Source organism: Micromonospora sp. KC721, from assembly GCF_004348355.1.
Taxonomy (GTDB): domain Bacteria; phylum Actinomycetota; class Actinomycetes; order Mycobacteriales; family Micromonosporaceae; genus Micromonospora.
The window spans coordinates 1-431 of sequence record NZ_SMJY01000426.1 but is presented as its reverse complement, the minus strand read 5'-3'; the positions used below and the strand labels follow the sequence as shown (position 1 = coordinate 431).

At 59.2% G+C, this 431-nt stretch carries 1 protein-coding gene; it reads left to right on the top strand.

Annotation, left to right across the window (positions count from 1 at the left end):
- Window positions 1-206: 206 nt before the first annotated feature.
- Window positions 207-431 (top strand): hypothetical protein (locus tag E1182_RS30780; protein WP_132271217.1); only part of this gene is annotated, 225 nt, incomplete at its 3' end.

Genomic DNA, 431 nt, shown 5'->3' with positions numbered 1-431 from the left:
CACCGCTTGCAACGGTCGATCTCTGACACCTGGTTGAGAAGCTGACGCAGCCCGTACCGGACAGCCCTCCGAGCCGGTCCATAGGGCACCTGACCTGGGGTGGACGCAAACTTTGCGTAGTACCAAGGTCTATGCTCTAGCCTTTAGAGCATCGAGTGAAGTCGACTCTAGTCATTAGAGACGAGACCGTCAAGGGAGTAAATCTGATGTCGCAGTCCGCGCCGGTACCCAAGGACCTGGCACAGTGGGTCGAGCAGCAGATCCGCGACCTGACCGATCTCGTAGCGGAGTCGAAGACAGTCAGTGATCATGACACGGATCACCAGTCCCAATGGACCCTCAACCTCTTGGAAGAGCTGTCTCGGGTCGAGACCATCAGCCGGCGGGTTGTCCACCTACTCACCGCGTACGCGCTGCGGAACAGGCTCGCG